At 73.9% G+C, this 19923-nt stretch carries 14 protein-coding genes; 8 read left to right on the top strand and 6 right to left on the bottom strand.

Annotation, left to right across the window (positions count from 1 at the left end):
• Positions 1–21: 21 nt before the first annotated feature.
• Both AB0I82_RS12905 and AB0I82_RS12900 read right to left on the bottom strand, forming a co-directional pair.
• A complete protein-coding gene (locus tag AB0I82_RS12905; protein WP_363257249.1) occupies positions 22–858 on the bottom strand; it encodes an SDR family NAD(P)-dependent oxidoreductase in 837 nt (278 codons plus the stop codon).
• A gap of 105 nt (positions 859–963) precedes the next feature.
• Positions 964–1746 carry a polysaccharide deacetylase family protein gene (locus tag AB0I82_RS12900; protein ID WP_363257248.1) on the bottom strand — a complete coding sequence of 261 codons (783 nt, stop codon included), beginning with the start codon at positions 1744–1746 and terminating at the stop codon, positions 964–966.
• A gap of 41 nt (positions 1747–1787) precedes the next feature.
• Between AB0I82_RS12900 and AB0I82_RS12895 the strand changes: the two genes are divergently transcribed.
• Positions 1788–2984, top strand: a complete 1197-nt coding sequence (locus tag AB0I82_RS12895) for a galactosyldiacylglycerol synthase (protein WP_363257247.1) — start codon at positions 1788–1790, stop codon at positions 2982–2984.
• A gap of 76 nt (positions 2985–3060) precedes the next feature.
• Positions 3061–3978, top strand: a complete 918-nt coding sequence (locus tag AB0I82_RS12890) for a triacylglycerol lipase (protein ID WP_363257246.1) — start codon at positions 3061–3063, stop codon at positions 3976–3978.
• Positions 3979–3993: 15 nt separating this feature from the next.
• On the opposite strand, the gene AB0I82_RS12885 is transcribed toward AB0I82_RS12890, so the two are convergent.
• From AB0I82_RS12885 to AB0I82_RS12870, 4 genes are read right to left on the bottom strand one after another with little or no spacing between them, the layout of a single operon-like run.
• Positions 3994–4962: an LLM class flavin-dependent oxidoreductase gene (locus tag AB0I82_RS12885; protein ID WP_363257245.1), complete on the bottom strand. Its 969-nt coding sequence runs from the start codon at positions 4960–4962 to the stop codon at positions 3994–3996.
• Between the two features lie 44 nt (positions 4963–5006).
• Positions 5007–6605 carry a long-chain-fatty-acid--CoA ligase gene (locus AB0I82_RS12880; RefSeq protein WP_363257244.1) on the bottom strand — a complete coding sequence of 533 codons (1599 nt, stop codon included), beginning with the start codon at positions 6603–6605 and terminating at the stop codon, positions 5007–5009.
• Between the two features lie 10 nt (positions 6606–6615).
• Positions 6616–12933, bottom strand: a complete 6318-nt coding sequence (locus AB0I82_RS12875; RefSeq protein WP_363257243.1) for a type I polyketide synthase — start codon at positions 12931–12933, stop codon at positions 6616–6618.
• 15 nt (positions 12934–12948) lie between these two features.
• Positions 12949–13257, bottom strand: a complete 309-nt coding sequence (locus AB0I82_RS12870; RefSeq protein WP_363257242.1) for an acyl carrier protein — start codon at positions 13255–13257, stop codon at positions 12949–12951.
• Between the two features lie 124 nt (positions 13258–13381).
• Between AB0I82_RS12870 and AB0I82_RS12865 the strand changes: the two genes are divergently transcribed.
• From AB0I82_RS12865 to AB0I82_RS12840, 6 genes are all read left to right on the top strand, one after another.
• The gene (locus AB0I82_RS12865) at positions 13382–14836 is read left to right on the top strand and encodes a CoA transferase (protein WP_363257241.1); all 1455 of its coding nucleotides are present in this window, start codon (positions 13382–13384) and stop codon (positions 14834–14836) included.
• A 116-nt stretch (positions 14837–14952) separates the two neighbouring features.
• Positions 14953–16524 carry an aldehyde dehydrogenase gene (locus AB0I82_RS12860; RefSeq protein ID WP_363257725.1) on the top strand — a complete coding sequence of 524 codons (1572 nt, stop codon included), beginning with the start codon at positions 14953–14955 and terminating at the stop codon, positions 16522–16524.
• 6 nt (positions 16525–16530) lie between these two features.
• Entirely contained in the window at positions 16531–17679 is a 1149-nt protein-coding gene (locus tag AB0I82_RS12855; RefSeq protein WP_363257240.1) for an acyl-CoA dehydrogenase family protein, read from the top strand.
• Between the two features lie 29 nt (positions 17680–17708).
• Positions 17709–18218: a PaaI family thioesterase gene (locus AB0I82_RS12850; protein ID WP_363257239.1), complete on the top strand. Its 510-nt coding sequence runs from the start codon at positions 17709–17711 to the stop codon at positions 18216–18218.
• Complete coding sequence (locus tag AB0I82_RS12845; RefSeq protein WP_363257238.1) at positions 18215–19000, top strand: alpha/beta fold hydrolase; 786 nt, start codon at positions 18215–18217, stop codon at positions 18998–19000. The genes AB0I82_RS12850 and AB0I82_RS12845 overlap by 4 nt, the downstream gene beginning before the upstream one ends.
• Before the next feature lie 145 nt (positions 19001–19145).
• Positions 19146–19922 (top strand): AfsR/SARP family transcriptional regulator, encoded by a 777-nt coding sequence (locus tag AB0I82_RS12840; RefSeq protein WP_363257724.1) that lies wholly within the window; start codon positions 19146–19148, stop codon positions 19920–19922.
• Position 19923: the final 1 nt, after the last annotated feature.

The raw sequence follows: 19923 nt of genomic DNA, 5'->3' as shown, positions 1-19923 counted from the left end.
GAGGACGGATCGGGCGGCCCCTCAGGCGAAGCGTGTGGCCAGCCGCCGGAACAGGGCCGGGGCGAGGCCCTTGAAGCGGGCGGGCAGCTGCAGCCAGCCGGGGACGAAGACCTCGCTCCGCTCGTGCTCCACCGCGTCCCAGACGGCGTCGGCGACCCGTGCCGCGGCGATCGGCCGGGGCCGGGAGCGCTGGTAGGGCGCGCCCCTGCGGGTGAAGAAAGGGGTGTTGACCGCGCCGGGCACCACCAGCGACACCCGCACCCGGCTGCCCGCCAGTTCGTACCGCAGGCTCTCCGCGAAGGCCGCGACGGCCGCCTTGGCCGCCGAGTACGCGGCCTCCTCGCGCACTCCCACGGCGCCCGCGATCGACCCCACGAAGAGCAGGTGTCCGCGGTCGCGGCGCACTATGTCGGGGAGCACCCGGCGGGTCAGATGCAGCACGGCGGCCAGGTCCACCGCCAGTACCTCGTCGATGGCGGCCGGCGGCATGGCCGTGAAGGGGCCCGCCCAGCCGATGCCGGCCCCGGCGACCAGTACGTCCACGCCGCTCGCCACGTCGAGGGCGCGGTCGACGAGCTCTCCGCAGCCCGCCGGGTCGGCCAGGTCGCAGGGGAGGGCCGTGGCACCGCAGCGGTCGGCGATCCGGTCCAGGCGCTCCTCGTCACGGCCGTTCAGCAGCAGCTGCCAGCCGCCCTCGGCGGCGAACCGGGAGGCGACGGCCGCGCCGATGCCCGACGAGGCGCCGGTGATCAGCGCCACCGGCGCGCCGGTCCGGTGTGCACGCGGCGCCGGGTCGTGGTGCCCGGGCCGGCCCTCGGGGAGTACAGGACTGTGCGGCAGTGGTCCCGCGGCTTCCACAGGAGACCTCCTCCGGGCTGGGGCTCACCCTTTATGTCCTGGTACCAGATCCGGACCAGCATGACACGACTTTCGTGATGATCCGGGCAATTGCCACCCCGGGCGTCACCACCCCGTGTCGTCCGTACCGTGGTCACGCAGCGGGCCCACGGTGAGGCCCTGGTGGCGGCAGCGCTGTACCAGTACGGGCAGTGCCCGGAGCGTGGCGCGCCAGGAACCGGGCGCCGACGTGCGGTCGCTGTCGTGCAGCAGGACGGTCGCGCCGCCCTCCAGTCGGCGCTCCACGGTGCGTACGACCGTGGCGGCCTCGGCTCCCGCCACCCAGTCCCGCCCCCACGCGGACCACAGCACGGTGCGCAGTCCGAGGCGGTGCGCGGCGGCCCAGCGGTCGCCGGTGAGGATGCCGTAGGGCGGCCGGTACCACCGGGGCCGGACGCCGCAGATGTCGGCGGCGGCGCGGACGGCCCGGCGCAGATCGCGCAGTTCGCGTACCGGCGCGGGCCGCCAGGGCCTGCGGTGGTCCCAGCCGTGCAGCCCCACCTCGTGCCCGCGGGCCACGATGTCCCGCGCCACCTCCGGCGCTTCGGCCAGCGCCGCGCCCAGCAGGAAGAAGGTCGCCCGGACGCCCAGGCCGTCCAGTGCGTCGAGGAAGCGCGGCGTGCTCGCGCGGTCCGGGCCGTCGTCGAAGGTCAGGGCGATGTGCCCCGGGTGGCCCTGGCCGTCGAGCCCGGGGAAGAGGGCGCGCCGTACGGGCGGCAGCCAGGTCCCGGCCGGTCCGATGTGCAGCGCGGCCGCCGCTGTCGCGGCCGCACCCGCCACCTGCCACGCGGCGGGACCGGGCGGAGGACGGTCGATGCGCATGCCGTCCAGTATGGTCGCGTACGCCACGAAATGCTTGGAAAAGGCACCCGGACCGGGGCGGTGGACACATGGGCGGCCGATTCGTCATCCTCAGCGCCGGTATGGGGGCCGGGCACCACGCGGTGGCCGGGGAGCTCGCGCACCGGCTGACCGGCCGCGGCCACCAGGCCGCCACCCTCGACGTCCTCGACCTGCTGCCGGCCGGCACCGGCGCCGCCCTGCGCGGCTTCTACGCCGCCACCGTCCGGCACGCGCCCGCGCTCTACGACGCGATCTACCGCGCCTACTTCGTCCCCCGGCCGCCCACGGGACCCGGCAGCGCGCAGCCCGGCCCCGCCGACACCTCGCCGGTCGTCGCGCCCGCCGCCAGGGAGCTGCGGCGCCGCCTGGCCGGCGCGCCGCCCGACGCGGTGATCGCCACCTTCCACCTCGCCGCGCAGGTCAGCGGCCGACTGCGGGAGGCCGGGGCGCTGCGCTGCCCGAGCATCGTCGTGCTCACCGACTTCGCCGTGCACCGCCAGTGGCTGCACCCCGGCAACGACCTGCACCTCTGCCCGACCGAGGAGACCGCGGAGGAGATCGCCCGGCTCGGCGGGCGGGGTGCGGAGGCGGTCGGGCCCGTCGTGCCCGCCGCGTTCCGCACCGCGCCGCCCCCCTCCCGTACCGCCGTCTTCGCCCGCCGCTTCGCCGCACGGGCCCCCGGCCGCACCCCGGTCCTGCTCTCCGCCGGGGCCTGGGGTGTGGCCTCGCACCTGGCGCGCACGGCGGCGCTGCTCCGCGACGGCGGGTACCTGCCGGTGGTGATGTGCGGCCGCAGCCGGTCGCTGCGACGGCGGATCGGCCGGGTGCCCGGGACCGAGGCGCTCGGCTGGGTGGCGGACGTACCGGCCCTGATGGCCGCGGCCGGCGCACTGGTGGAGAACGCGGCGGGGCAGACGGCGGCCCAGGCGCTGGCGGCCGGGCTGCCCGTGGTGAGCTACCGGCCGATCCCCGGGCACGGTGCGGCGGGGGCCCGCCGGATGGCCGCCGCCGGTCTGTCGGGCCACGCCCGCGACCCGGCGGACCTGCTGCGCGTACTCGACGGCCTGACCCGCGACGGCCCGGCCCGGGAGGCCCGGATCGCCGCGGGACGGGCGCTGTTCCGGGCCGATGTCGCGGACGCGGTCCTCGCAGCCGCGGGCTGCACGGACGGCGTGCCTCCGGCGTGGCGGGATACCGGCCCCCCGGAAAAACCGAACGGGAGCAGACGGCCGTCGGGGCGGTAGCGTAAAGCCGCATAACGGGGCCCACCCGCCTATTCGGGGCGGGATGGGTGATTCCGTCATGTTGGGAGGATTCTCCATGTTCCCCACCGGAAAAGGTCCCAAGTTACCGTTCACCAACCCGCTCGAAGCGGTCTCCAAGAGCGTCACCGGCGCCATGACCGACGGGCTGGCCCTCGCCCAGGCCGCGGCCATCACGACGCAGGTGGCCACCGCCCTCTCCCGCTCCCCGGGTATCGACGACTGGTCCGCCCGCCCCGACGAGGACCACCCGCGCCCGGTCGTCCTCGTCCACGGCACCTTCGGCAACGCCGAGACCTACTGGCTGACCGTCGCGCCCGTCCTCGCCGCCGCCGGATACAGCGTCTTCCGGCTCGACTACGGGGCCGATCCGCGGATACCGCTGGTCCACGGCATCGCGTCGATGGAGGAGTCGGCGGAGGAGCTGGCCGCCTACGTCGACCGGGTGCTGGAGTCCACCGGCGCCGAAAAGGTCGACATCATCGGGCACTCGCAGGGCGGCATGCTGCCGCGCTACTACCTGAAGTACCTCGGCGGCGCCGCCAAGGTGCACCACCTGATCGGCTTGGCGCCGAACAACCACGGCACCACCGGCAACGGCATCGCCGCGCTCATGAAGCAGTACCCGGCCACCATCGAGCTGACCAACCTGGCCGTGCCCGCGTGCACCGAACAGCACAAGGGCAGTCCCTTCATGAACAAGCTCAACGACGGCGGCGACACCGTCGAGGGCGTGCGCTACACCGTCATCGCGACCAAGTACGACGAGGTGGTCACGCCCTACACCTCCTGCTGGCTGGAGGGCCCGAACGTCCGCAACGTCCTCCTGCAGGACCTGTGCGTCGCCGACCTCAGCGAGCACAACGCGATCGTCTACTCGCCGTACGCCATGCGGGAGGTGCTGCGCGCCCTCGCGCCGGCGAAGGCCAAGAAGACGGCGGCCGCGGCCGCGCCGAAGCCCGCCCCGGCACCCTAGCCGGACACGCAAGGGTCAGGTGCCCGCGTGCAGCGCGGGCACCAACTCCTCGGCCACCTCGGCCAGTTGCTCCCGCTGGGCGGCCGGGTCCAGCGAACCGATCCGCACGATGATGTGCCGGGCCCCGGCCCGGACGTACTCGCCGAGCCAGTCCGCGCACTCCGCCGCGCTGCCGTATCCGTACGCCTGGAACCGCGCCATCTCCTCCAGGGAGCGCCCGTAATACGCCTGCGTGTACGCGTCCAGCTCCTTGCGGGCCGCCGCCCGGTCCGGGCCGATCGCCAGCGTCGCGTACAGCCCCGGCGCGATGTCGCCCGGCGACCGCCCCCGCTCCGCCGCCAGTTGCCCGATCCGCTCCCAGGCCCGCGCGTACGCCGCGGCCTCGGGCAGGAACGGCAGCCAGCCGTCGTACAGTTCGGCCGTGCGCGCCAGCACCCGCGGGGTGTCGCTGCCGGCCAGCCAGAGCGGCGGCCCGCCGGGCGTGGCCGGGGACGGCGGCCGCGCCGCCTCGTCCGCCCCGTTCTCGCCGCGCCAGGTCTCCCGCCACCGCCGGACCGTCTCGTCCAGCCGCCTGAACCGCCCGGCGTACGGCACGCCCACCGCCGCGAACTCCGCCTCCGTCTCCGGCACGGGGAAGCCCGCGCCGAGTGCGGCCACCAGCCGCCCGGCCGCCGCCCGGTCCAGGCTCGCGAGCTGATGCGCGCCGAGCAGCGGGTGCCGCAGGGCCGCCGTGTAGGCCGCCGTGCCCAGGGTGATCCGGGTGGTCACGGCGGCGGCCGCGGCGAGCACCACCACCGGGTCGAGCCGGGGCCGGGCGAGCAGCGAGTCCCCCGTCCACAGCGAGTCGTAGCCCAGCCGCTCCGCCTCGCGCGCGAAGTCCAGCAGCGGGGCGACGGCGTGGTCGCCGTTGATCGCCGCCTCCCGGGTCGGCAGCAGGACGCCGACCCGCAGCCGGCGTTCCGCGGTGTGTTCCTCGGTGCTCATGCCGTGGCCTCCCATTCTTTCCAAAGTGACTTGCTGATGCACCGTCAATTGACCTGGCGTTCCCGGCCCTGCCACAGCGGGTCCCGCAGGGCGCGGCGCAGGACCTTGCCGTTGGGATTGCGCGGCAGCTCGTCCAGGAACGCGTACGCCGTGGGGATCTTGAAGTCGGCGAGCCGGCCGCGGAGGAAACGCAGCAGCTCGCGAGGGGTTGCCTGCTGTCCCGCGCGCAGCACCACGTACGCGTGTGCCGCCTCGCCCCAGCGCTCGTGCGGGCCGCCGACCACCGCTGCCTCGGCCACCGCCGGATGGTCGGCGAGCGCGTTCTCGATCTCGGTGGGGTAGACGTTCTCGCCGCCGACGATGATCGTGTCGTTGATGCGGTCGCAGAGGAACAGATAGCCGTCGGCATCCAGCCGGCCCGCGTCGCCCATCCGCACCCAGCCGTCCCGCACCGTCTCCCGGGTGGCCGCCGGCTGCCCGTGGTACCCCAGCATGCGGGCGGGGGAGCGGACCCAGACCTCGCCGACCGCGCCGGGCGGCAGGGCCGTGCCGCCCTCGTCGGTGACCTTCAGCTCGATCCCCGGGTACGCGCGCCCGGCGGCCCGCAGCCGCGGACTGTCCGGTACGTGATCGGCGGGCGGCAGACAGGCGGCGAAGTTCCCGGTCTCGGTGCTGCCGTAGATCTGGACGAACTCACAGCCCATCGTCGCCAGACAGCGCCGCAGCAGCGCGTCGGAGATGGGCGCGCCGCCGTACACCAGCTTCCGCAGGGAGCGGAAGGCGGCGAAGGTCGCGCCCGGCTCGTCCAGCAGCATCTGGAGCATGGCGGGGGTCACCAGGCCGTGGGTGATGCCCAGTTCGCCGATCTGCCGCAGCACGTCACCGGGGACGAACATCGGCATGCTGACCATCGTCGCGCCGGCGACGAAGCCCTGCATCGCGTAGGACAGGCCGCCGATGTGGAAGCCCGGCATGCCGACCAGGCACCGGTCGCCGGGCTGCCACTCCACCCAGTCGCAGCCGTGCTGCCGGACGGCCTCGTCGACATTGAAGAAGCTGCGGTGCGCCAGCACCACGCCTTTGGGGAGCCCGGTGGTGCCGCTGGTGTAGATCTGCGCCACGGCGTCGTCGGGCCCGGCTTCGGTGGCGACGTGATCGGCCGGGTGGCCCGCCTTCCAGGCCAGGAAGCCCGCGCGGCGGTCCTCGGCGGTGTCCAGCGGCACCACCCCGCGCAGCCGCGGCAGCTCCGCCGCCAGCTGCTCCGCGACCACCAGCCGCTCCCGCTCCACGAAGAGCAGCTCGGTGTCGGAGTCGCGCAGGATGTGCGCGATCTCGTCGCGGGTCAGCCGCCAGTTGACCGGTACCAGCACGGCGCCGGTCTTGGCGCAGGCCAGCGCGGTCTCGTAGAAGTGCTCCGACTCCTTGCCGAGGTAGGCCACCCGGGAGCCGGGGCCGAGGCCGGCGGCGCGCAGGGCGTGCGCGGTGCGGTTGCTCTCGCGGTGCAGCTCCCCGTAGGTGACGCCGCGGCCCTCGCACAGGATGGCCGGCCTGCCGGGGTGCTCGGCGGCCCGGCGGGCCGTGACCGCGTCGAGCGTGCGCGGCCGGACCGCGGTCCGCGGGTGGGCGAGCGTGTCGTCATTCATCGAAGCCCCTTCAGGACAGCTGCCGGTCGAGAAAGTCGGTGAGTCGCCCGACGGAGGGGTGGTCGAAGGTGACCGAGGCGGGCAGCGGCACGCGCAGCGCGGTCTCCAGCGCGTTCTTGAGCTCCACCGCGGCGAGCGAGTCCAGGCCCAGCTCCAGGAACACCGCGTCCGGTTCCACGTCGTCGGTGCTCTCGAAGTGCAGCATGTCGGCGATGCGGGCACGCAGGTACGTGTTCAGCGCCGCCCTGCGTTCGTCGGCGGGCAGGGCCAGGAGAGCGTCGGCGTCGAGCCCCGGCCGGACGGTGGTCCCCGACTCGCGTACCAGGTGCCGGTACAGGCTGTGCGGGACCGCCTGGCCCGCCGCGAACCGGTCCCAGTCGCACGCCGCGGCGACGACCTGGGGAGCGGGCTGCCCGAGCAAGCTGACGAGCGCGTGCATGCCGTCCGCCGGGCTCATGAAGGCGACGCCCTGGTCCGTCAGCCGCCGGGCGAGCGGCGCGGACAGCCGCGCCGACATGCCGGCCTCGGACCACGGACCCCAGTTGACGGACAGCCCGGGCAGTCCATGGCCCGCGCGCCAGCGCAGCAGACCGTCCAAGTAGGCATTGGCCGCCGCGTAGTTGGCCTGCGCGGGGCCGCCGAGCACCCCGGCGAGGGAGGAGTAGCCGACGAAGAAGTCCAGCTCCGGGAAGGACGCGGCCGCCTCGTGCAGCAGCCACGAGCCGTAGACCTTGGGCCGCAGTACCGCATCGATGTCCTCCCAGGTCAGCGCGGACGCCGGCAGGTCGTTCAGGACACCGGCCGCGTGCACGATGCCGCCCACCGGGGACTGCTTCAGCTCCGCGGTGATCCGCTCGACGTCGGCGGGCTCGGCGATGTCCGCCTGCAGGACCGTGACCTGTACGTCCTTGCCGAGTCCGGCCGCGAGCCGCGCCGCCTCGGCGGCGGGCAGCCCGGTGCGGCCGACCAGAGCCAGGTGGCGCGCGCCCAGCTCGACGAGCTTGCGGGCGGTCACCAGCCCCAGCCCGCCCAGGCCGCCGGTGATCAGATACGTACGGTCGGGACCGACCGCGAGCGGCCGCGCGGGACGGGCGTGTCCGTCCGCGAAGCGCAGCACCAGCTTGCCGGTGCTCGCGCCCCGGCTGAGCACCGAGAACGCCTCCTCGGCCTCGTCGGGCGAGTAGACCGTGGCGGGGACGGGCGCCAGCCGCCCGTCGGCGAGCTGCTCGACGACGGTCCGCAGGATCTGCCGGGTGTGCGCCCGCGCCTCGGCCTCGGGGCGCTCACCCAGGTCGAAGTGGTGGTACGTCACGTCGGGGCGTACCTCGCGCACCTGCTCGGGGGTCCAGGAGCCGACCTTGCCCAGCTCCACGAAGCGCCCGTCCGCGGCCAGGCAGCGCAGGCCCGCCGGGATGAATTCCCCGTTCAGGCTGTTCAGCACGATGTCCACGCCCGCACCGCCGGTGGCCGCGAGCACTTCGTCGGCGAAGGCCGGCGTCCGGGAGTTCATGGGGTGCCGGATGCCCTGGGCGCGCAGCAGAGGCCATTTGGCGGGACTGGCGGTGGCGTACACCTCGGCGCCGGCCGCCCGCGCGAGCTGGACCGCGGCCTGCCCGACGCCGCCCGCCGCGGCGTGGATCAGCACCCGGTCGCCCGGCTTGATCCCGGCCAGATGGTGCAGGGCGTAGTGCGCGGTGACGAAGACCGTCGGCACCCCGGCCGCCTCGGCCATGGTGAGGCGGTCCGGCTTGCGCACCGCCAGCTCCGAGGAGACGGTCAAGGTGCTCGCCATGCAGCCCAACGCGTTCACCACCACCTCGTCCCCGGGCGCGAACGTCGCATCAGGCCCGGCCGCGACCACCACCCCCGCGCATTCAAACCCCAACGGCTGCTCCTGATACGCCACGCCCGTGTCCTCGGCGTGCTGCTTGAGCAGGCCCAGCGCGTTGAGCACGTCCTTGAAGTTCAGCCCCGCGGCGTGCACCGCGATCTGCACCTGGTCGCCCACGGGCGGCACGGCCTCGGCCGGTTCGAGCCGAAGCCCGGCGAACGAGCCGTACTCCTTGATCGCCAGCTGTACGGGAGCGTCCCGCCGGCCCGCCGGATCCAACGGGTGCAGCCGCCGGACGTGGCGATGCCCGTCCCGGTACGCCAATTGGAACTCCCCGGTGTCCCGCGCCAGCAACTCGTCCAGCAGCGCCCCCGAAGCGTCGTCCGTGCCCTCCGCGCCGCTGCCTCCGGGCAGGTCGGCCAGTGTGACGCGGTAGCCCGGGTACTCGTGCCACAGCGTCTGCCCGAAGCCCCACAGTGTGGCCGCCGCCGACGGCCCGCTGCCGCGCGGTGTCTCCTCCGGGAGCAGTTGGGCGCCCTCGGTGACCAGCCACAGCCGCCCGCCGTGGCCGAAGCCCGCGCGCTCCAGCACGCCCAGTACCGCAAGCAGGTCCTGATAGTTGCGCCGGCACTCGGCACGCAGCGCCGCGGCTCCGTCGCCGCCACCGGGCCGCCAGAACCAGCACACATCGGTGGGCCGCCGGTCGGCCAGCAACTCGGCGAGGACATCGGCGCCCGTGGCGTACATCAGCTCCGTGCCGGTCTCCGCGGCCCGGGCGGCCAGCGGTGCCAACTCCGCCTCGGTACGGTTCAGCACCAGGACGCGGCGCGGCTCCCCGGGCGCGGCGCCCTGACCGGTCAGCGAGCGCTTGATCCAGCGCGGCTCGTGGTAGAGGTGGGCCGGACGCCCGTTCCCGGCCGCGGTGTTGGCCACCCGCTTCATGCCCAGCCCGGTCAGCTCGAAGACCGGCCGGTCGCCCTCCAGCAGTACCACGTCCGCCGCCAGGTCCACGTCTCGCGCGGCCTCCGGCGGTACCGGGACGAGCCTGGCCACCGTCCGCAGCTCCGCCGACTTGGGCTTCTTGAACAGCCGCAGCCGTCCGAACCGTACGGGCAAATAGGTCTCCCCGGCGTCGTTGAGGAGGGCCATGGCGTGCAGCGAGCTGTCCAGCAGCGCGGGCGGCAGCTGTTCGGCCGCGCCCGTCCGGGTGCCGCGCAGCTCGCCCACGGTGAGCCCGCCGTCGTACCGGCGGGCCCGCACCAGGCGGCGGAACTCCGGGCCGTAGTCCACCCCGGCCGCCGACATCCCGGCGTACAGCTCCTCGCCGCCGGTCTCCGCCGTGGCCTCTCCTGCCTCGCTCGCCTCGGCACACAGCTCCGTACCGGCCCCGGTGAGCGCCGTACCGGGCGCCGCGGGCAGGCCCAGGACCGCGGTGGCGTGGCGGCGCTCGAAGGCCCCGTCCCGCCCCTCGACCCGGGTCACGATCTCGACCGTCGCCGTGCCGTCCGCCCGGGACCGCAGCCGCGTGCGCAGCTCGGTGACCCGGTCGGTGGCGAGGAAGACGGGCTCCAGGATCGCCACGTCCGTCACCGGCCGGCAGGTCTCCCCGTACACCGCGTCCTGGAGCGCGAGCAGCACCTCCAGATAGGCCGCGCCGGGGAGCACGACCTGCCCCATGATGACGTGGTCCGCCAGGTACGCAGGATGCGCGGCGTCCACCCGGGCAGTGAACTCCCTTACGCCGTCGCTCAGTTGGTCCTCGGTGGAGCTCTCCTCGCCCAGCAGCGGATGGTGCTGCTGCCCGGCCGCGGCGGCCACCGCGCCCCGGTCGCGCCCGCGCGGGACCGGGAGCCAGTACGGCTTCCGGTCGAAGGCGTACGGGGGCAGGGTGGCGGGCCGGTCGGCGGTGCCGCGGTGGAGGCCCGCCCAGTCCACCGGGAAGCCGGCCGTGTAGAGCCGGGCGAGGGCGGTCAGCAGTACGCTGCCGTCCTCGTCGGCCCGGTGCAAGCCGCCCAGCCACAGGTGGTCACCGGCCGGTACGCACTGCCGGGCCAGCGAGGTGAGCGTCGAGGCGGGGCCGATCTCGACGCACGCGTGCCCGCCGCGCTTGGCGACCGCGCGCACGCCGCCCGCGAAGTCCACGGGCGCGCCGATGTGCCGGACCCAGTACTCCGGCGTGGTCAGCTCCCCGGCCTTGGCGACGCGCCCGGTGATGTTCGAGACGAGGGGCAGCCGCGGCTCATGGAAGCGGATGTCCTTCAGCTCGTGCCGGAAGGCGTCCGCCACCTCGGCCATGAGCGGCGAGTGGAACGCGTGCGAGACCGGCAGGTCCCGCACGTCGTGGCCCTGCCGGCGCAGGTACGCGGTGACCTCGTCCAGGGCCCGCCGGCCGCCGGAGAGCACGCTCTGCCGGGGCGCGTTGTGGCAGGCGACGGCGAGATCGGGGTGGCCGTCCAGCAGGGGCGCGAGCTCCTCCGCGGGCAGCGGCACCTGGGCCATGCCGCCGGGTGCGGTGACCGACTGCATCAGCCGGGCCCGCGCCGCCACCAGTGCCACCGCGTCCTCCAGGGAGAACACCCCGGCGACGGCCGCCGCCGCGATCTCGCCGATGCTGTGGCCGATCAGGACATTCGGGCGGACGCCCCAGGACAGCCACAGCTGCGCCAGCGCGTACTCCAGCGCGAACAGCGCGGGCTGGGTGTGCACGGTCTGGTCGATCGCGTCGCCGTCCTCGGCGGCGCCGGTCACCAGGTCCCGCACCGACCGGCCCAGGTACGGCGCGAACAGCCGGTCGCAGACGTCCAGCTGCTCCCGGAAGAGCGGGTGATGTGCGTACAGTGCCCGGCCCATCCCCGGGTACTGGCTGCCCTGGCCGGTGAACAGGAACGCGACCTTGCGCACGCCGCGCCCGCCGCCGGCCGTGCCGTCCCCCGGCCCGCCGTCGCGTGCCGCCCAGTCGCCGAGCAGCTTCGTCAGCCCGGCGCGGTCGCGGACGACTCCGGCGCGGCGGACGGGGAGGTGCGCGCGGCCGAGTGCGGCGGTGCGGCACAGGGCGGCGACCGGGACATCGGGGTGGTCCGCGGCGTACTGCCGGCAGCGCTCGATCTGACCGTGCAGCGACGGGGCGCTCTTGGCGGACAGGGCGAGGATCTGCGGCGCGCCGTCGTCCTGCGGGAGCTCCGTACCGGCCGCGGGCGGCGGCTCCTCGACCACCACGCAGCCGAGGGTGCCGGCGATGCCGAAGCCGTTCACCAGGGCGCGCCGCGGACCGTGGGCGGGCCACGGCGTGACCTTCGTCGGCACGGTCACCGGGCAGCTGTCCCAGGGGATGCGGGGCGACGGGCTGGTGAGGTGCAGATGCGGGTAGAAGACGCCCTCCCGCATCTGCAGCAGCGTCTTGACGATGCCGGCGACACCGGCCGCGGACTCCAGGTGCCCGACGTTGGTCTTGGCCGAGGCGACCACCACCGGCGCGGCCGTACTGTGCGAGGCGGCGAAGACATCGCTGATCGAGCCCAGCTCCACGGGGTCGCCCAGCGGGGTGCCCGTGCCGTGTGCCTCGACGTACTGGATGTGCTCGGGCCGCAGCCCGGCGTCGGCGATCGCGGCCCGCATCACGGCCTGCTGGGCGATGCCGTTGGGCGCGGTCAGGCCCGCGCTCTCGCCGTCCGCGCCCACGGCCGAGCCGCGCAGCAGGCCGAGGATCCGGTCCTCGTCGCGCAGCGCGTCGGAGAGCCGCTTGAGCACCAGGACGCCGCAGCCCTCGCCGCGGCTGTAGCCGTCCGCGCTCTCGTCGAAGGTCTTGCAGCGGCCGTCGGAGCCGAGCATCCCGGCCGTGTGCAGACTGGCCTGGATCAGCGGGTGGTGGATGGCGTTGACGCCGCCGCACAGCGCGAGGTCGCACTCCCCGCGGCGCAGGCCCTGCGCGGCGAGGTGGGCGGCGGTGAGCGAGGACGCGCAGGCGGTGTCGACGCTCATGCACGGGCCGCGCAGCCCGAGGAAGTACGACAGGCGCCCGGAGACGGCACTGTGCGCGTTGCCGGGGACCAGCGCGCCGGTCAGCTGCTCCTGCGGCACCGCGGCCGTCTCCGTCATGTAGTCCATGGACATGACGCCCAGGTAGACCCCGGCGCCGGTGTCCCGCAGGCCCGTGGGGTCGATGTTGGCGTCCTCCAGGGCGTGCCAGGCGGTCTCCAGTACCAGCCGCTGCTGGGGATCGATGTACGGCGCTTCCTTGGGCGATATCTTGAAGAATTTCGCGTCGAACCGGTCGAGCCCGTCGAGGAAATTGCCTTCCGGCTGCTCCGCACGGTCGGCGGAAACCCAGCGGTCCTCCGGAACGGGTCCCTCGGCGGACCGTCCCGCACGCAGGAAATCCGCGAATTCCGCGGGCGTTTCGTTTCCACCGGGAAAGCGCAGGCCCACTCCGACGACGGCGATCGGCTCGTTTGCGGTGTGCCGGATGTCCTCCGCGACGGCCTCGGGCGCTTCTGGCATGGCTGGTTTCCTTCCTCAGTGGGCCGGTTCATCGGAAAGGCCGGGCAGGACGACATCGGCCAGGTGCTCCGAAAGTCGCGCCAAATTAGGGCTGTTGAACAGCACGTTCGAGCTGATCTCGCAGTTCAGCAAGGTCTCCATGCGCTGCTTGAGCTCCATGAGGCGCAGCGAGGTGAGGCCGAGGTCGAAGAAGTTCTCTTCCCAGGGGAGTTCTTCCGCCTCGTCCATCAGCAGACCGGCCCTGAACTCCCGGGAAAGGATTTCCTCCACCGCCTCCCGGCGCTCGGAGCGGGAAAGCCGGTGCAGATCGTCGGAGTCCGCCATGGTCGGCAGTCAAGCAAAGCCCCCTGACAGGGTGCTGACACCCCGCTGACCATGTGTTCCGGCGGGGCCGCGGCAGTGGCAGACTCGGCGGCCCGTATCCGGTCGGAAAGGAATCGAGGGATTGATGGGGGACGAGTTCGACTTCACCCGCGAACTGGATGCCACACTGAAAGCGATCGGGCTGAGCCGGGAATCGGCGGTGAGCGGCCTGACGGTGACCGGCTGCCATCCGTACGTGAAATCCACCCTCCGCATGTCCGCCGCGATCGGGGTGCCGCTGCTCGCCTCGGCCGTCGGCGCCGCACAGATCTGGCAGCTGCGCACGGGACGGGCCCAGCGCCTCTCCCTGCACCTGGGCCAGGGCATGCACCGCATGTCCCCGTTCCTGGGCGGCCTGGCCACGCTCAACGGCTACCCCTCCAGCATGGGATCGCTGGCCGGGCTCTCCGGCCCGGCCCCCGCGATCTGGGACTTCTACCGCACCGCCGACGGCCGCTGGGCCATCCCCATCGCCTGCTACCCGCGCACCCGCGATGCCCTGCTGGACCTCCTGGAGTGCGCACACACCAGGGAGCACATCGCGGCCGCCGTCGCCCGCTGGGACGCCGCGGCCCTGGAGGAGGCGGCCGCCGAACGGGCCGTCCCGCTCGCCGTCGCCCGCACTCGCGAGGAATTCCTCGCCCACCCCCAGGGCCGCGCCGTGCTGGCCGAGCCGCTGGTGGCGGTGGAGCGGATCGCCGACGGCCCCGTCGTCCCGCTGCCGACCGGCCCGCGGCCGCTGTCCTCGCTGCGCTGCTTGCAGTTCACCCACATCCTCGCGGGCACCGCGACCGGCCGCACGCTCGCCGAGTACGGCGCGGACGTCCTGCACGTGTGCGAACCGGACTCCTTCGACCACGAGATCATCTGGCACGAGTCGGCCGGTGGCATGCGCTCGGCCCGCCTGGACCTGCACACCCGGGGCGCCGCCGGCCGCAACACCTTCGACCGTCTGCTGCGCGACGCCGACGTGTTCGTCCACAACTACCGCCCGGGCAAGGCCGAACGGCTCGGGCTCACCGCCGAGGAGTGCGCCGCCGCGGCCCCCGGCCTGATCCACTGCTCCCTCAGCGCCTACGGGCACACCGGGCCCTGGCGCGACCGCGGCGGCTTCGACCAGCAGGCCCAGGCGCTCACCGGCATCAGCCTGCGCGAAGGCGGCGGCGAGCTCCCGAAGCTGCCGCCCGGCCGCATCCTGTGCGACTACATCGCCTCCTACCTGGCGGCCGCCGGGATCATGGCCGCGGCCGTCCGCCGCGCCCACGAAGGCGGCAGCTACGCCGTCCGCGTCTCGCTCGCCGGCGTCGCCAACTGGTGCTGGGAGCTGGGCAGCTGGAAGCCGGAAGAGGTGGCCGCACTCGCCGAGGACGCCCTCCCGCCGGCCCCCGAATGGCAGACCCGCACCACCCCGCTGGGCGCGCTGCGGCACACCGTCCCGCCCGTCCGCCTCAGCGAGACCCCCGCCGGATACGACGACCCGGTGCTCGTACCCCGCGGCTCCTCGGCGCCGCAGTGGCGCCCGCTGCCGGTGGGTCCGTAATCATCACGACCGTTGGAGGCACCGTGGGGATCTCTCCCCGCAGCACTACCGAACCGGCCGGTGCGGCAGCCGTATCGCCGCCGCGCGCACGGCCGTTACGCAGTTACTCCTCGTACATCGGAGGGCGCGACGCCGACGGCGAGGGCTGGGTCTACACCGTCAGCGCCGGCTCCCTGCTGGAGGACGTCTTCACCAGCGTCAGCCTGAAGCGCGCCCTGGAACGCGACCCGGACCCCGACTCCACCGCCGCCCAGCACCCGTACGTCGTCGGCCGGGTCGCCGTCGCGGACGACGACGGCATCGACGCCGCCCTCAAGGCCGCGGCCGAAGCGGCACCCGAATGGGCCGCCGTGCCACTGGACCAGCGCATGACCCTCGCCCCGCTGTTCAGGGACCGGCTGCTGAAACACCGCACCGAATTCCTCGAGCTGATGGTGGCCGAGGGCACCCCGCTGCGGCTCGCCCGCTGGCAGCTCAGCGGCCTGCTGGAGCTGTACGGCGCGGAGAGCTGCGCCTGGTACCGGCAGTGCATGCACACCGAGTTCCGGCAAGGGGGGCGCCGTCTCGTCGTCCACCGGCAGCCCGACGGCGTGGTGTGCCTGAACCCGCCGCAGAACGCCCCCGCGCCCAGCGCCGCGCTCGCCGTCCTGATGCTCATGGCGGGCAACGCCGTCGTGGTCCGCGCCCCGCGCAGCATCGCGCTCAGCACCATGTACCTGCTGCGGGAACTCGTCGCCCCCGTACTGGAGGAGGCCGGTGCCCCGTCCGGCACACTGGGCGCCGTCTGCGGCAACCCCGGCCGGACCCTCACCCGGTGGCTCGACAGCCCCCTGGTGGACGACATCTTCTACATCGGCGGCAGCGAGGAGGGCCTCCGCTTCCAGCTGCGCTGCACCGCCGCCGGGAAGAAGCCCGTGCTCGAACTCGCCGGCAACGACGGCATCATGGTCTGGAAGGACGCCGACCTGCCGCTGGCCGCCGAGGCCGTCACCGAGGCCTTCTACGGCTCCGGCCAAATCTGCATGGTCCCCAACTACGTCCTCGCCCACCCGGACATCGCCGACGCGCTGCTCGCCGAGGTGACGGCCAAGGCGCGCGACATCCGCCCGGGCCATCCGGGCGACGAGAACGTGCTGCTCTCTCCCGTACGGCGCAGCGAGCGGTTCTTCGCGCTGCTGGACGAGGCGCTGGACTCCGGAGCCGAGCTGGTGTGCGGCGGGCACCGCATCGAGGCGGACGGGACACGGTCGGACACCGGAGTGTTCCTGGAGCCGACCGTGGTCCGGGTCGACGGCCTCGCGGGCGCCCGGGAGCTGGAGATGGTGCGCCGGGAGACGTTCTTCCCGCTGCTCCCGGTGATCGTCGCCGAACCGGCCGCCGACGCGGTGCTCCTGGACCGCTGCTGGGACTTCCTCAACGCCAACGCCTACGGCCTGCGCAACTCCCTCTGGACACGGGAAAGTTCGATCGTGGACGCCTTCGTGCGGCGGGTCGGCAACGGCGGACTGCTGAAGGTCAACGACTCGCACATCGGCTTCCTGCCCTGCCTCCCCAGCCACGGCGGCACCGGACTGACCGGCGGGGTGCACGGCGAGGCCAACTACCCCATGCTGACCACCTCGCACCTCCAGGGTGTCGGCATCAGCTCCGGCGTCAGCCCGCGCCACGCGGTCTTCGGCGAAAGGTGATCCCCGATGCGCTCCCTGGAAACCGCCCGTACCACCTGCGAGCAGTACCACCCCGGCCTGGGGAAGGCCCTGGAGGAGACCGACCTGGTGGACCGGGAACAGCCCGGCAGCCCGGTGATCCCGCTCTTCCGCGAACACGGCGGCGTCGGACTGCTGGTGCCCGCCGCGTTCGGCGGCCGCGGCGCCGACCCCGTGGACGCCGTACGGGTCATGCGGGCCCTCGGCTCGTACTCGCCCTCCCTCGCCGCCGCCGCGACCATGCACCACTTCACGGCCGCGATGCTCTACTCGCTGGCCGACCGCGAGGACGGCCTCACCGCGGCCCAGCGCGACCTGCTGTCCGGCGTCGTGCCCGGGCGGAAACTCATGGCCTCCGGCTGGGCCGAGGGCCGCACCCAGCAGAACGTCCTCGCCCCGGCCGTCACCGCGCAACCCGCCGACGGCGGCTATGTGCTCAACGGCGCCAAGAAGCCGTGCAGCCTGTCCCGCTCGATGGACCTGCTGACCGCGAGCGTCACCGTCCCCGGCGCCGGGGGACGGCCCGAGCTGGCCGTCGCGCTGGTGCGGGCCGACACGCCGGGCGTCAGCGTGCACCCCTTCTGGGCCAACGGCGCGCTCGCCGCCGCCGAGAGCGACGAAGTGCGCCTGAAGGACGTGTTCGTACCCGAGGAACTGGTCCTGCGCACGACCGGCGAGGACGACGGCCCCGACCGGCTCTCCGAGATCCAGAGCGCCGGCTTCCTCTGGTTCGAGCTGCTGATCTCCGCCGGATACGCGGGCGCCGCCGCAGCCCTCGTGGAACGCGTACTGGAACACGGCCGGGGCAGCGCCACGGACCGGGCCGCGCTCGCGGTACGCACCGAGTCCGCGTACCTCCTCCTGGAAGGCACGGCCCGCGCGGTCCGGGACGGCGACCTGGCGGGCGAGGAAGCGGTCGCCGCCGTGCTCGTCGCCCGGTACGCCGCCCAGGAGGCGCTCACCGGCGCCGCCGACCTCGCCCTGGAACTGCTCGGCGGCATGGACTTCATCCGCTCCCCGGAAGGCGCGCTGCTCGCCGCCGCCGTCCGGCCGCTGGCCTTCCACCCGCCGTCCCGCACCAGCACCGCCGAGCCGCTGCTCGCCTACTTCCGCGGCGCCCCCCTCGTCCTGTCCTGATGGGCCGTCACGATGGGAGGATCCCGGACATGCCGGAGACAATGGAAAGTGCACTGCTCGCGTACTGGGACCAACTGACCGGCGCCGAGATGCTGCAGGCGCTGGCCGACGGGCGGGTGCCGCACGGCGCCCACCACGACCTGCTGGGCCTGCGGGTGACCGGCGCCCGGCCCGGCGGGGTCGAGGAGAGCTGGCGGCCGCCTCGGGAGCTGGCCAACTTCGCCGGCAGCGGGGTGCACGCCGGATACCTCGCCATGGTCCTCGACGACGCCTGCTGCGCCGCCGGGACCAGCCACGGCGACCACGCGTACCCCATGATCACCCTCAACCTGGACATCGACTTCCTGCGGCCGGTGCTCCCCGGCGACGCCTACTTCGTGCACGCCGAACTGGTCCACCCCGGCCGGCGCCGGATGGTCGCCAACGCCCGGATCACCGACGCGGAAGGGCGCGCCGTCGCTCAGGCACGCGCGAGCATCGTGCCGGACACGGACTTCGCGGAGCGGATGCGGGCGGCGGCGGAGGGGGGTTCCGGGTGACGGGGGAGACGGGCCGCTGGTTCCGCACGGCGGAGCCCCGGCCCGACGCCGCACGGCAGCTGTTCTGCTTCGCGCACGCCGGGGGCGGCGCCGCGTTCTACCACTCCTGGGCGGAGCTGCTCCCCGGTGTCGAGGTGCACGCCGTGCAGCTGCCGGGGCGCCAGGAGCGCCGGGCCGAAACGCTGTACCGGCGGACCGGGCCCCTCATCGCGGCGGTGCGGGAGGCGATCGACGCGGAGCTGGACGGCCGCCCGTACGCGTTCTTCGGGCACAGCCTGGGAGCGCTGCTCGCCTACCGGCTGGCCGTGGCGATCGAGGCGGACGGGGACACCGGACCGGCGCTGCTGGGTGCGTCCGGGTGGGCGCCCGAGCAGTTCCGGCCGGTCGACGCCCTGCTGCCGTTGCCGGACGGCGAGTTCGTCGCGGCGGTCCGGCGCTTCGGCGTGCTGCCGGCGGAGGCCGACGCGGACCCCGAACTGCTCGCGCTGGTGCTGCCCGCGGTCCGCGCCGACCTGGCCCTCGTCGCCGACTACCGCGACGACGGGGCCCGCGTCGGCTGCCCGGTCGCGGCGTACGGCGGCCGGTCCGATCCCACGCTGGAGCCCGGTGGACTCGCCGAATGGGCCACCCGTACACCGTCGTTCCTGGGGATCAGTGAATTCCCGGGAGGGCATTTCTACCTCACCGAGCACACGCTGTCCGTCGCGACCGACGTCGCCCGCCACTTCCAGCGGGTTTCAGCGCAGACGAAAGTCGATACCGTCCGGACAGCGGGGCGATAGCGGGGCGCGGTAACTTCCGGGGAAGATTCATTTCCGTATCGCGCATCCGGGCCGTATCGCGCTCCGGGCTGAGGAGAAAAATGATCGGTGGCGGTACATGTCGGACGAGCCCTTGATCGAGTTCAGGATTCTCGGTGGCTTGGAAATGCGCTCCCCGGAAGGCAGCGTCACGGTGTCCGGAGGCTTCCAGCGGATGCTGCTGCAGGCCCTTCTGGTGAGCGAGGGCAAAGCGGTGTCCCATGAGACGCTGATAGCCGAACTGTGGGCGGAGGCGGCACCGGCCGGCGCGGCCAACGCCCTGCAGGCGCACGCCAGCCGGCTCCGCAAGAAGCTCAAGGTGATCGAACCGGACCGCGTCCCGCCACGGCTGGTCTGCCTCCCGTACGGCTATCAGCTCCTCATGGACGGCGCCGAGCTGGACGCCACGACGTTCACGGAGCGCGCCGCGTGCGCGGAACGGCTGCGGCGGGAAGCGCCGGAGAAGGCCGTCGCCCTGCTGCGCCGCGCGCTGCGACTGTGGCGCGGCAGCGTCTGCGGCGGCAGCCCCGGCGGGCCGCTGGCCAAGGGCGCCGCCGCACGGTACGAGGAGCACCGGCTGCAGGCCCTGGAGACGCTGTTCGACAGTGAGCTGCTGCTGGGCCGGCACACCGCCGTCCTGGCGGAACTGCGCGAGGCCCACCTGGCCAACCCGCTGCGCGAGCGCTTCTGCGAACAGCTCATGGTCGCGCTGTACCGCTCCGGCCGGCAGGCGGAGGCGCTGGACACCTGCCGGCAGACCTGGCAGTGCCTGGTCGAGCAGCTCGGCGTCGATCCCTCCCCGTCCCTGCGCCGGGTGGAGCACGCCATCCTGGTCCAGGACCCGGCGCTGGACCGCGGCCCGATGGCGGCCGTGCACGCGGCCCGAGTGCCGTCCCGCAACTGAC

The sequence above is a fragment of the Streptomyces sp. NPDC050315 genome, from assembly GCF_040655775.1.
Classification (GTDB): Bacteria; Actinomycetota; Actinomycetes; order Streptomycetales; family Streptomycetaceae; genus Streptomyces.
The sequence above is the reverse complement of the archived record's forward strand: the minus strand, read 5'-3'. Positions and strand labels throughout refer to the sequence as shown.